The organism is Salinimonas profundi (genome assembly GCF_014750655.1).
Classification (GTDB): domain Bacteria; phylum Pseudomonadota; class Gammaproteobacteria; order Enterobacterales; family Alteromonadaceae; genus Alteromonas; species Alteromonas profundi_A.
In genome coordinates this window covers 255,879-268,171 of sequence record NZ_JABBXD010000001.1, presented here as the reverse complement: position 1 = coordinate 268,171, position 12,293 = coordinate 255,879, and the positions used below count along the sequence as shown (strand labels likewise).

Sequence of the window (12,293 nt, the reverse complement as noted above, 5' to 3'; positions counted from 1 at the left end):
GCCTGTAAGACTCGTGAAGCGCTTAGTTGACCGCTTTCAGGGCATGTAAGTGCTTTGACCGTAGCACATCGAAAGTGTCAGAGACGTCCGTACACTAAAAAAAACCCGGCTGTTGCCGGGTTTTTGCTGTGTGTTTCAGGATTAACCTAAAATATCGTGCAGTGTTTTGCTTGGTGACATTGCATTGTAGACTTTCTCAGGATCGGGGTAGTAGTAACCGCCGATATCCTGCTCTTTGCCTTGTGTTGCATCAATTTCTTCAAGAACTTTGTCGATGTTCTTTTCGAGTTTGTCAGCAATGTCTTTAAACTGAGCAGCCAGTTCTTTGTCTTCGGACTGATTAGCCACTTCCTGTGCCCAGTATAGTGCCAGCCAAACGTGACTGCCGCGGTTGTCCAACTCTCCGGCTTTACGCTTAGGTGATTTACCGTTGTTAAGCAGCGTCTCGGTAGCTTTGTCCAGCGACTTGCCGATAATCTTTGCTCTGGCATTATCGTTTTTGATAGCAACATCTTCCAACGATACAGCAAGCGCTAAAAATTCACCCAGTGAATCCCAGCGCAGGTGCCCTTCTTCAACGAACTGCTGAACGTGCTTAGGCGCTGAACCGCCTGCACCGGTTTCGTACAAGCCGCCGCCGGCCATCAGTGGAACGATAGACAGCATTTTAGCACTGGTACCCAGCTCAAGAATAGGGAACAAATCCGTCAGGTAGTCACGCAGTACGTTACCGGTTACAGAAATTGTATCCAAACCACGCATCGCACGCTCCATGCTGTAACGAATAGCGCGTACCGGCGACATGATTTGCATATCAAGATCGCTGGTGTCGTGTTCCTGAAGGTATTTATTTACCTTCTTGATCAGCTGCGCATCGTGAGCGCGCTCATCATCCAGCCAGAATACGGCAGGCATACCAGATTGACGAGCGCGGGTTACCGCCAGTTTCACCCAATCCTGAATTGGCAGGTCTTTTACCTGACACATGCGCCAGATATCGCCCTCTTCTACCTGATGTTCAATCAGGACATTACCGTCCTGGTCGACAATTTGTACGGTACCATCACTTTCCATTTCGAACGTTTTATCGTGCGAACCATACTCTTCTGCTTTTTGTGCCATCAGGCCGACGTTAGGTACTGTACCCATCGTTGTCGGGTCAAACGCGCCATGCGTTTTACAGAAGTTAATGACTTCCTGATAAATCGTGGCGTAGGTACTTTCAGGGATAACCGCTTTAGTATCGTGTGGTTTTCCATCCGGTCCCCACATTTGTCCTGAATTACGAATCATCGCTGGCATAGAGGCGTCAACGATAACGTCGCTGGGTACATGCAGATTAGAAATACCTTTGTCTGAGTTAACCATCGCAATAGGTGGACGATTACCATAGCAGGCATTGATGTCACGCTGAATTTCAGAGCGCTTCGACTCAGGCAGGCTTTCAATTTTATCGTAAACGCTACCTAATCCATTGTTTGGATTTACGCCAAGCTCGTCAAACAACTCACCATATTTATCAAACAATTCTTTATAGAAAACTTTGACACAGTGACCAAATACGATGGGGTGAGACACCTTCATCATGGTTGCTTTTACGTGCAGGGAGAACAGAATATTGTTCTTTTTGGCATCTTCAATTTGTTCCTCAAAAAAGTCGCACAGCGCTTTTTTGCTCATGAACATACCATCAATCACTTCACCGGCAAGCAAATCAACTTTTGGCTTCAGCGTTTTCTTATTACCCTGCTTATCGGTAAACTCAATGGAAACGTAACCGTCTTTTTCGATGGTGGTAGACTTTTCGCTTGAGAAGAAGTCGCCGCCACGCATGTGCGCAACGTGAGACTGGGACGCCTGGCTCCACTCGCCCATTGAATGGGGATACTTACGCGCAAAATTCTTTACTGCGGTAGGCGCGCGACGATCGGAGTTACCTTCACGCAATACGGGGTTTACAGCACTACCCAGAACTTTGCCGTAGCGTTCGCGGATATCTTTTTCTTCATCCGTTTTCGGGTCATCAGGGAATTCCGGAATATCAAAGCCCTGCGCTTTCAGTTCTTTTATAGTTGCGCGTAACTGTGGAATTGAGGCACTGATATTTGGCAGTTTGATGATATTAGCATTAGGATTTTGGGTTAACTCACCAAGCTCCGCTAATGCATCCGGCACTTTTTGATCGTCATTCAGATAATCAGAAAAATTTGCCAGGATACGCGCCGCTAGCGAGATATCACTCAATTCGATGTCGATATCTGCTGCGCCAGCAAATTTTTCAATAATAGGAAGTAACGAATAGGTCGCCAGCATTGGCGCTTCGTCAGTTTTGGTATAGACGATAGTCGACTTGGCTTTAGTCATTATATACCTCAATGTTTTCGGTACGTCCGTACCGTTTTAATCCGTTGAATACGAAAGATGAAATTGACAAAAATTCGTCCCCCGCCTCGACAGGCATGGTAATATTGTTGCAGGGCTAAACGCTGTTAACGCCCGACTCGACCCATGACCAGCAAGCAAAAAATGACAGTCAGATACCCGAGCAATACATGCCGCGCTCAATAGTATATGGACGAATATTTTACTTACAAGTCTTACCATTACATGCTGGTCAAGGATCATTCGATTGTAATTGACCGGCGATGGTTTGACCATTCACAAACAGACATATGGGCCTCGCTTTCGATACACTGCTGGTCATTAACGCCAATATTTTACAATGCTCCGGAGTCTTAAATGACCAAAAAGCCATCCTGTGTGGTGCTATTTAATAAGCCCTTCAATGTGCTGTCACAGTTTACCGACGGTGATGGGCGGGCAACGCTTAAAGACTATATTGATGTCCCGGATGTCTATCCAGCGGGACGTCTTGACCGTGATTCTGAAGGACTACTGGTACTTACCAACGATGGGAAATTGCAGCACAAACTCGCTAACCCGGCTGAAAAAACCAGCAAAACCTATTACGCCCAGGTCGAGGGAGAGATCGATGACCTTGCCATAAAACAGCTATGTCAGGGCATAACGCTTAAGGATGGTCCCACGCGGCCGGCTAAGGTCAAACGCATTGATGAACCTGCATTATGGGAGCGGCATCCGCCTGTGCGTTTCAGGCAGCACATTCCTACGTCATGGCTTAGCATCACCATCAGTGAAGGGCGCAACCGGCAAGTCCGGCGAATGACCGCTCATGTAGGCTTCCCCACCCTCAGACTGATCCGCTATCGCGTAGGCAGCTGGACCATTGACGGAATCGAGAACGGTAGCTTTCTGAAACTGGATCGATAACGGTTGAATTCAGCGACGGCGATCCCCACTGAGATAGCCCGAAAGCCGTGCTTTAAACGGTATTTTTTGTTAGAATCCGCGACCTCCAACAGACATGATGATGAGTAAAGAGAATACGGTGACCAATCCAGTAGCATCCCAGCGTCCTCCTGCGCAGCAAAAAGTGATCGTCGGTATGTCCGGCGGCGTCGACTCGTCGGTTTCAGCCTACCTGTTACAGCAACAGGGCTATCAGGTTGAAGGCCTGTTTATGAAGAACTGGGAAGAAGACGACAACGATGAGTATTGCGCAGCGGCAGATGATTTGGCCGATGCACAGGCCGTTGCTGATAAACTGGGCATTTATCTGCATACGATTAATTTTGCCGCTGAATACTGGGATAATGTCTTTGAGTACTTTCTTGCTGAATACAAAGCGGGTCGCACGCCTAACCCGGACATCATGTGCAATAAGGAAATCAAATTTAAGGCGTTCCTGGAGTTTGCCGCCGAGGACCTTGGCGCCGACTTTATTGCAACGGGCCACTACGTTCAGCGTCGGCTTGTGGATGGAAAGTGGCAGATGCTGCGCGGCCTGGACAACAATAAAGACCAGAGCTACTTCCTCTACACCTTAAGCGAAGCGCATATTTCAAAAACGCTGTTTCCCGTCGGCGAACTCGAAAAGCCTGAAGTCAGACGTATTGCTGAGTCACAAGGTCTGGTCACCGCTGATAAAAAAGATTCTACTGGCATCTGTTTTATTGGCGAGCGCAAATTCAAAGATTTTCTGGCGCGCTACCTGCCTGCACAACCCGGCAAAATTGAAACCGCGGAAGGTGAGGAAATCGGTACTCACGAAGGCCTGATGTACCATACGTTAGGACAACGCAAAGGCTTGCATATCGGCGGGCTGGCAGACTATGGTGATGAACCCTGGTATGTGGTCGACAAAGATGTCCAGCGCAATGTTTTGATCGTTGGCCAGGGTGCTGATCATCCGCGGCTTTATTCTGATGGACTAGTCGCCAACCAACTGCACTGGGTAAGCCGTCAGCCTCTGACCGGCCCGATTCGCGCAGCGGTCAAAACCCGTTATCGTCAGCATGATATTCCCTGCACAGTCACACCAGCGGGAGACGATACCGTTCGCGTAATATTTGATGAGCCGCAAAAAGCAGTTACTCCCGGACAGTCCGCCGTCTTTTATCAGGACGAGGTGTGTTTGGGTGGCGCCATTATCGAGAGTTATATTCGCTGATGATAGAACCGAAAATAGAACAGTATCTTGCGCTTGCCGGCGTATGTCAGGCTGCGGCACTGGTTAAGCAGGTTGCTCGCAACGGCAGCGTCGATAGCGTTGCTTTTGAGGCCAGTCTGTCGAGCATTCTGGTTACCGATCCGGAAAGTCCACAGCATGTGTTCGGCAGTCTGGATAACCTTAAAATCGGTTATCAGACACTGCTGGCACAATTATCTGACAAGTCTACGTCAAAAGATACCGAGCTGACCCGCTATATCGCCAGCCTGCTTGGCCTTGAACGAAAACTGGCGGCAAAACCTGATGCGCTGGCAGAACTGGGAAACCGGATTTCTCACGTCCAGCGTCAGCTCGCCCATGTTAGTTTTGAAGACAGTCAGATTGCCGGATCGCTGGCCAGTATATATTCCGATATCATCAGCCCGCTGGCACCACGCATTCAGGTAGCGGGTAACCCTGATCACCTGCGCCAGCCTGTCAATCAGCAACGAGTTCGCGCGTTATTACTGGCCGGTGTCAGGGCGGCGGTAATGTGGCGCCAGATGGGCGGACGACGCCGTCAGATTTTGTTTAATCGTAAACGCATTGTAGGAAGTGCTTCGCAGGCACTTAAATTAATCAATAGTTGAGGAGCAAGTAAGGTGGAGCTGACCCAGTTAACCGCTATTTCCCCGGTGGATGGACGTTATGCCAGTAAGAGTGAATCTTTGCGCGGTATGTTCAGCGAATATGGATTGCTGAAATACCGTGTTCAGGTAGAGGTTCGCTGGCTGCAAATGCTGGCAAACGAAGAGCAAATTAAAGAGGTACCGGCGTTCAGTGCTGAGTCCAGTGCGTTGCTGGACAATATCGTGGCGAACTTTTCTGTTGACGATGCTATGCGGATCAAAGACATTGAACGCACCACAAATCACGATGTAAAAGCGGTTGAGTACTTTTTAAAAGAGCAGGTTGCCAATAATAGTGAACTGCACGCCGTCAGCGAGTTTATCCACTTTGCCTGTACGTCCGAAGACATCAATAACCTGTCTCACGCATTAATGTTAAAAGAGGCCAGAGACGAGGTTATTCTGCCTTACTGCGATAAGCTGATTGATGAGCTCAAGCGCCTTGCCAGAGAAAACCGCGACGTCGCCATGATGGCAAGAACACACGGTCAGCCGGCATCGCCCACCACGATGGGTAAAGAAATGGCGAATGTTGCAGTTCGCCTGCAACGTCAGCGCGATCAAATTGCTGCGGTATCCCTGTTGGGTAAGATAAACGGGGCTGTGGGAAATTATAATGCACACTTGTCTGCCTATCCTGAAATAGACTGGCATAAAACTGCACAGCGCTTTGTTACCAGTCTTGGTCTTAGCTGGAATGCATTCACTACCCAAATTGAACCTCACGATTATATTGCTGAGTTATTTGATGCAGTGGGCCGCTTTAATACCATTCTTATCGATTTTGATCGTGATGTCTGGGGTTACATTGCGTTAGGTCACTTCAAACAGAAAACCGTTGAGGGTGAAATCGGCTCATCCACCATGCCCCACAAAGTTAACCCTATCGACTTTGAAAACTCTGAGGGTAACCTGGGCCTGGCAAATGCTATTTTTGATCACCTTGCCACCAAGCTTCCTATTTCACGCTGGCAGCGTGATTTAACTGACTCAACGGTATTGCGTAACTTAGGCGTGGGTGTGGGTTACTCAGTTATCGCGTATCAGGCCTCGTTGAAAGGCATCAGTAAGCTGGAAGTGAACGAACAAAGCCTGTTGAACGAACTGGATAACAACTGGGAATTACTGGCAGAGCCTATCCAGACTGTTATGCGTCGCTATGGCATTGAGAAGCCATACGAAAAGTTAAAAGCGTTGACGCGAGGTAAAAAGGTCAATGCTCAGGCAATCAGCGAATTCATTGACGAACTGGATATGCCAGACAGTGCTAAAGACGAGTTGAAAGCCCTGACACCTGCCTCGTATATTGGTGATGCAATCCGACTGGTAGACGAGTTACTCAACGCGTAGTCGTTTCGGGCGATACTTATACCGGCGGAACTATTTTCTTTCGCCGGTATGACTAGTCGCCATGAACTTACAGATACAATCCACTCTATTTGCTCGCCAGCTAAAGGCGAGTCTTCGTAACCATCAGCATTACATCGTCGCTGCCTCAGTCCTGACCTTGATGCTGCTAATTGTAAATGCGCCCCTCAGCTTTATCATGCCGTGGCTGGCACTTATCTGGCTTTGCGTTATATCAGGCTCGATTATTCACCGGCGTTATTTCGGTTCCCCGGACACGCCTTTATCTGCACGCAAAATGACTGGACCGACTGAATATCCACAGATAACGATGGCGGCGCCCCACGTTTCAGTATGCCAACCACAGCGCCTTTTTTTACACAATGCTACCGTCATTTTTGCTGACCTGGCGGGTTATAAAAAGCTGTGCAGGCAATTAGGCGATGCTGTCACTGTTAACCTGTTGGACGCACTGTTTTGGCAACTGGACACACAATGTCTGCATTATGGTATTCAGAAAATTAAGACAACCGGTGACGGCTATCTGGCTGTGAGCGGCATAGACTCTTCCTGTGAAAGTCTGTCTTTTGCTAACCAGTCAGACCGGCGTCACGTTCGAAACAGTATTGACTTTGCGCACGCAATACTCAGCGTTACTGAATCGCTGGCTATACAATACGAACTGGTGCTGCAATTGCGTATCGGTATCGCTACGGGACCGATAATCGTTGATAGTCTGGGGCGATTTAATAAGCATCTGGATGTCTGGGGCAATACAGTAAATTGTGCCGCTTGTCTGGAGCAAGCAACGATTCCGGGCACCATCTCTGTTTGCCCGGTGACGCGCCGCTTAATGTCTGAAATAAGCTGACAACCTGGCTTTAGTGACAAAACGACCTGACGCGCCTTAATTTGTTGCCTGTGCATCGAAAGGTTTTGGTACACTCTGCCTTTTAATCTTACGGATATCAGCCTTGCAAAAAGTCAACTTTGACATCAACGAATTTCTCTCAACTTACTGGCAGAAAAAACCCGTCGTTCTCAGACAGGCATTTACGGATTTTACCGACTTTCTGGATGAGCATGATCTTGCGGGCCTTAGTGAAGACGATGACGTTGATAGCAGAATCATTCAGAATGTCGAAGGGACATGGCAGGTAACGCAAGGCCCGTTTGAGGATTTTGCCCCTTTATGCACGGGTAAGTGGACATTATTGGTTCAGGGAGTAGACAAGTATCTTGAAGACGCCAGCGACTTGATGCGCGCGTTCTCATTTATTCCACACTGGCGTATGGATGATTTAATGATCAGTTTTGCCAACGCCGGGGCCGGCGTTGGTCCCCACCTTGACCAGTATGATGTCTTTCTGCTTCAGGGAAAGGGACAAAGACACTGGAAAGTCGGCGAGCCGGGTAACTATGAGACCCAATTCCCACACCCCTTGCTGGCACAAATAGAGGCTTTTGAACCGGTCATAGATACTGTGCTCAAGCCTGGTGATGTGCTCTATATTCCGCCCGGATGGCCCCACGACGGTATTGCACTGGAAGATTGTCTTACCTACTCTGTCGGTTTTCGAGCACCAGACCAGTCACAGTTATTCGATGTTCTGCCTGACATGTTTGATGAAAGCGACCTTAAGAATATCCGGTACACTGACCCGATGCGTGCGGCCACATCCGATGCGGCTCTGGTGAGTGATGCAGATCTCTGCCAGCTTAAAGCAATGATAAAAAATGCGCTGGAAACAGACGCATGTAATACTGCCCTTCTCCGCTTTCTGAGCAACCAATACCTGCCTGAGGATGTACCTGATGAATTGGTGAACCGCAGCGACGTTGTGGCTAACCTTCATCAAGGATGCGCTATCTTACCCGCCCCGGGGTGCCGGCCCGTCTATGCTCATACCAGCGATCCTTTCACTTTTTACGTCAACGGTGAAGCGTTTCAATGTCAGGAAAAGCACACAGAAATGATGCTGGCTAACTTTGCCGGACAGCCCCTCCCCGCTTCGCTGGCGGACAACCCGGACTGTACAATATTCGACCTTTTAGCTACACTTATTAATAAGGGCTATTGGGCAATGGAGTGATTTTCCCTGCGGTGAGCCGGATTCTACAGTTTTCTAAATTTTGCAGAATACGGATCAAAACTATGGCATTTCAGGTTGAGCAGGTTGACTGGCAAAGTGCGAGTCAGCGTCTTATTGAATTACGTGAACAGGTCTTTGTGCTTGAATGGCAGCTTCCCCGGGATGCTGAGTTCGATGAAGACGATAAAAGCGCGTTACATATTATTATTAGTGATGGCGAGCACAAAGCCATTGCCACCGCGCGATTAAAACCTACTGGCGAGATTGGCCGGGTCGCTATTCGCATCGGCTATCGCAACCTTCCGGTGTATAAACAACTTTTCGGTGCCCTCGTTACCCTGGCTTATTCACTTAATATCACCACGTTGACCATGAATTGCGATTTGACCAGTGTTAGTCATCACGAAAGTCTTGGCTTTGTATGCAGCGGTCCGGCATTTATGGAAGCGGGAATAGCCAGGCAACCAATGAGTTGCCCGCTTTCTTCCTTTAAACTACCTGACGCTGATCACCTGCACTGAATTACTGAGCCTGTACTTCTTCCAGCAATTTTTGCAGCGGATGCGCTGGTTTAAAACCGTCGATGCGATGGACCTGACTTCGGCACGAATACCCTGTTGCCATAACGGCGTGTTCAGGATATCGGGCAACAGCCGTTTCCCATGACAACGCATAGATGCCCAGTGACTTTTCTTTCTGGCTTGCTTCGTGACCATACGTACCTGCCATGCCACAGCATCCCACTGCAACGATATCTACCTGCCTGCCCGCCTGCTTAAATAGCGACTGCCATTTTTTCTCACTGGTGGGCATAGCGGTCTTCTCTGTGCAGTGACTGAACAATGCCAGCGGCGACGTATCCGTCTGTCGGCCGGGACGAATAGTGCCTTCTGGCAACGATTCAAGCCACTCATGCACTGTGTTGACGGTAAAATTACCGCGTTGCTCGCCCAGAGTCTTGGTGTACTCATCCCGATAGCACAGTACCAGTGATGCATCCACTCCCACCATCGGCATATTAAGTTCGTGAAGTTGATTCAGAAACTGCGCTGTGTCAGCCGCGGTGTGAGCAAAAGCCTTTAAAAAGCCTTTCACGTGTGCTGGCTTGCCGTTAGGTTTAAAGGGTAATAACACCGGTTCATAACCAAGTTTGCTTACCAGCGCCGCAAAATCCGCCACCACCTGGGCATCATAAAAACTGGTAAATGGATCCTGGACAATCAATACCTTTTTAGCTTTTTCTGTGGCATCCATGGTACGCAGCGCCATCAGATCGAAAGTTTGCGCAGATGCAGGCATACGTTCGGTTAAAGCGGGCACCGACAGTAATGGCGTGTCGACATACCCCACGGTTTGTCGCATTAACCCGTTCATCCATTTACGTTTCAGGAAAAAGTTGATGACGGTGGGTGCTTTAGCCATCAGCGGTGCCATACGCTCAATATTGGCGACCAAGTGGTCCTTCAGCGGGCGGGCATAGCGCTGATAATAGATAGACAAAAACTTAGCCCGAAAATCGGGCACGTCCACATTGACCGGACACTGACTACTGCACGATTTGCAGGCCAGACAGCCCTCCATTGCGGTAAACACCTCATGTGAAAAATCGTCGTCCTTGCGCTGGGCATTGCGCCACTTATCCAGCCAGGATGAAGTAAACGCCGACGCATCAAGCTGATTCGTATCGACGCCATTTTTAGCCAGTAGCCGCAGCCACTCCCGAATCAAACCTGCTCGCCCCTTCGGACTGTGACGCCGGTCACGGGTAATTTTGCTCGACGGGCACATCGGTGATGTGGTGTCATAGTTAAAACACAAGCCGTTACCGTTACAACTCATAGCCGGTTCAAACGAGGCTTTGAACGTCACAGGTATAGTTCTGTCGTACGTGGCCCGCTTCGTATCAGACACTTTTACCAGCTCATCATCGCTATTGAGAGGCGTACAAATCTTACCGGGGTTCATTTTATTGAACGGATCGAAAGCGCGTTTAATCTTGCGCAACTCGGCAAACAGTTTGTCCCCAAAAAATGCTGGCCCATACTCACTGCGAAATCCCTTTCCATGCTCGCCCCACATCAGGCCGCCGTATTTGGCAACCAGTGCCACAACTTCGTCTGAGATTTGATGCATCAGCGCTTCTTGCTTGGGATCACACAGATCCAGCGCTGGCCTTACATGCAGTACGCCAGCGTCGACATGACCGAACATACCGTATTGCAAACCATGTCCGTCAAGCAGAGCGCGGAATTCCCGAATAAAATCAGCAAGGTTTTGTGGCGGTACAGCGGTGTCTTCGGCAAACGCTATAGGCTTTTGCGGGCCATCGGTTTTTCCCAGTAAGCCAACGGCCTTTTTACGCATCGCATAGATTTTCTGAATATCCGCACGTTCGTATGTCAGCTGATAGCCGATGACACCATTTTGACCACTTTTAATATCTGCATTTAAGGCATTTTCCAGCTCCGCTATACGCGATTTTATCTCATCAACACTGGTACTGTTATACTCAACCATGTTGAGACCCAGCAGTGTTTTGTCGGGAACATCAGTAATTAAATCGGAGATGGAATGCCAAATAATATCGGTTTTTGCCAGATTCAGTACTTTGCTGTCCACTGTCTCAACTGAAGTTGCATCGGCCTCAATCATTTTAGGCGCATGACGCAGTGCTGAGTCAAAGCTGTCATATTTTATATTCACCAGCGCGGTATGCCTGGCAATAGGCGTGATAGACAGTGTCGCCTCGGCCACAAAGCCCAGCGACCCTTCAGAGCCTGCGATTAAACGGCTAACATCAATTTTCTGGTTTTCTGCATCGTAAGCATGCTCTAGATCATAGCCGGTCAAAAAGCGATTCATCCGCGGAAACTTTTCCAGAATCGCTTCTCGCATTTCAATGCAGGTTTTTAATACCTGACGTAAAATTCTGGCGTGTGTATCACTTCCCTGCGCCTTTATTTGCGCATCTTCGACAGAAAGTGGCGTGGTCTTCAGCGTTTCGCCGTTTGCCAGAACCGTGGTCAGCCCCAGCACATGATCGCTGGTCTTGCCATACTTTAGCGACCCTTGTCCTGAAGCGTCAGTATTAATCATACCGCCAATGGTTGCCCGGTTGCTGGTGGACAGATCAGGCGAAAAGAAATAACCATGAGGGCGCAGCGCATCATTTAGTGCATCTTTTACAACCCCCGTTTGCACGCGTACCCAGCCCTGTTCAATATTGATTTCGAGAATGCGGTTCATGTGGCGTGATAAGTCGACCACGATACCATCTGTCAGACTCTGACCGTTGGTGCCCGTGCCGCCCCCACGAGCAGAAAACGTCACACTTTTATGCTGATTCGCCAGTTCCCCGGCACACTTTAAATCTTCCACGCTGGTAGGAAATATGACTGCCTGTGGGACTTTCTGGTAAACCGAATTATCCGTAGCCACAGCCATGCGACTGGCATAACTATACTCGATATCTCCGTTAAACCGTGAAGCCGAAAGCGCCTTCAGATAAGCCTGATAATGTTCTGCAGGGCTCGATTCCGGGGCTATGCGTGGCAGTTTCAATGGCGTGACTCCTTACAACAAACAGATGACTAGTATACCCGTTGTGTATACTTCGCTCTAGCGCGATCTGGTATTGGCCTCGACCAAACACAA

At 48.9% G+C, this 12,293-nt stretch carries 9 protein-coding genes; 7 read left to right on the top strand and 2 right to left on the bottom strand.

Annotated features, from left to right (window positions below):
* Positions 1–141 precede the first annotated feature (141 nt).
* Positions 142–2,364 (bottom strand): NADP-dependent isocitrate dehydrogenase, encoded by a 2,223-nt coding sequence (locus HHX48_RS01115; RefSeq protein WP_191021801.1) that lies wholly within the window; start codon positions 2,362–2,364, stop codon positions 142–144.
* A 375-nt stretch (positions 2,365–2,739) separates the two neighbouring features.
* Here HHX48_RS01115 and HHX48_RS01110 point away from each other — a divergent pair, with 375 nt between their 5' ends.
* The 7 genes from HHX48_RS01110 to HHX48_RS01080 all read left to right on the top strand — a co-directional run bounded on the left by HHX48_RS01110 (position 2,740) and on the right by HHX48_RS01080 (position 9,160).
* Complete coding sequence (locus HHX48_RS01110) at positions 2,740–3,291, top strand: rRNA large subunit pseudouridine synthase E (protein ID WP_191021800.1); 552 nt, start codon at positions 2,740–2,742, stop codon at positions 3,289–3,291.
* A gap of 100 nt (positions 3,292–3,391) precedes the next feature.
* The gene (gene mnmA, locus HHX48_RS01105; RefSeq protein ID WP_191021799.1) at positions 3,392–4,531 is read left to right on the top strand and encodes a tRNA 2-thiouridine(34) synthase MnmA; all 1,140 of its coding nucleotides are present in this window, start codon (positions 3,392–3,394) and stop codon (positions 4,529–4,531) included.
* A complete protein-coding gene (gene hflD / locus HHX48_RS01100; protein ID WP_191021798.1) occupies positions 4,531–5,160 on the top strand; it encodes a high frequency lysogenization protein HflD in 630 nt (209 codons plus the stop codon). Before mnmA ends, hflD begins: the two co-directional genes overlap by 1 nt.
* Before the next feature lie 12 nt (positions 5,161–5,172).
* Positions 5,173–6,549, top strand: coding sequence for an adenylosuccinate lyase (gene purB / locus HHX48_RS01095; RefSeq protein ID WP_191021797.1), 1,377 nt, complete (start codon positions 5,173–5,175; stop codon positions 6,547–6,549).
* 61 nt (positions 6,550–6,610) lie between these two features.
* Entirely contained in the window at positions 6,611–7,417 is an 807-nt protein-coding gene (locus HHX48_RS01090; RefSeq protein WP_191021796.1) for an adenylate/guanylate cyclase domain-containing protein, read from the top strand.
* Between the two features lie 103 nt (positions 7,418–7,520).
* Positions 7,521–8,639 (top strand): cupin domain-containing protein, encoded by a 1,119-nt coding sequence (locus HHX48_RS01085; RefSeq protein WP_191021795.1) that lies wholly within the window; start codon positions 7,521–7,523, stop codon positions 8,637–8,639.
* Positions 8,640–8,701: 62 nt separating this feature from the next.
* Positions 8,702–9,160 (top strand): GNAT family N-acetyltransferase, encoded by a 459-nt coding sequence (locus tag HHX48_RS01080; RefSeq protein WP_191021794.1) that lies wholly within the window; start codon positions 8,702–8,704, stop codon positions 9,158–9,160.
* Position 9,161: 1 nt separating this feature from the next.
* Here the strand turns inward: HHX48_RS01080 and ydiJ are convergent, their stop codons facing one another.
* Positions 9,162–12,200 (bottom strand): D-2-hydroxyglutarate dehydrogenase YdiJ, encoded by a 3,039-nt coding sequence (gene ydiJ / locus HHX48_RS01075; protein ID WP_191021793.1) that lies wholly within the window; start codon positions 12,198–12,200, stop codon positions 9,162–9,164.
* Positions 12,201–12,293: the final 93 nt, after the last annotated feature.

What these genes read in the sequence shown, in the direction of transcription:
- hflD (WP_191021798.1), top strand. Translation starts at nt 4,531, where the DNA reads ATGATAGAACCGAAAATAGAACAGTATCTTGCGCTTGCCGGCGTATGT.
- HHX48_RS01115 (WP_191021801.1), bottom strand. Translation starts at nt 2,364, where the DNA reads ATGACTAAAGCCAAGTCGACTATCGTCTATACCAAAACTGACGAAGCG.
- HHX48_RS01090 (WP_191021796.1), top strand. Translation starts at nt 6,611, where the DNA reads ATGAACTTACAGATACAATCCACTCTATTTGCTCGCCAGCTAAAGGCG.
- HHX48_RS01080 (WP_191021794.1), top strand. Translation starts at nt 8,702, where the DNA reads ATGGCATTTCAGGTTGAGCAGGTTGACTGGCAAAGTGCGAGTCAGCGT.
- mnmA (WP_191021799.1), top strand. Translation starts at nt 3,392, where the DNA reads ATGAGTAAAGAGAATACGGTGACCAATCCAGTAGCATCCCAGCGTCCT.
- HHX48_RS01110 (WP_191021800.1), top strand. Translation starts at nt 2,740, where the DNA reads ATGACCAAAAAGCCATCCTGTGTGGTGCTATTTAATAAGCCCTTCAAT.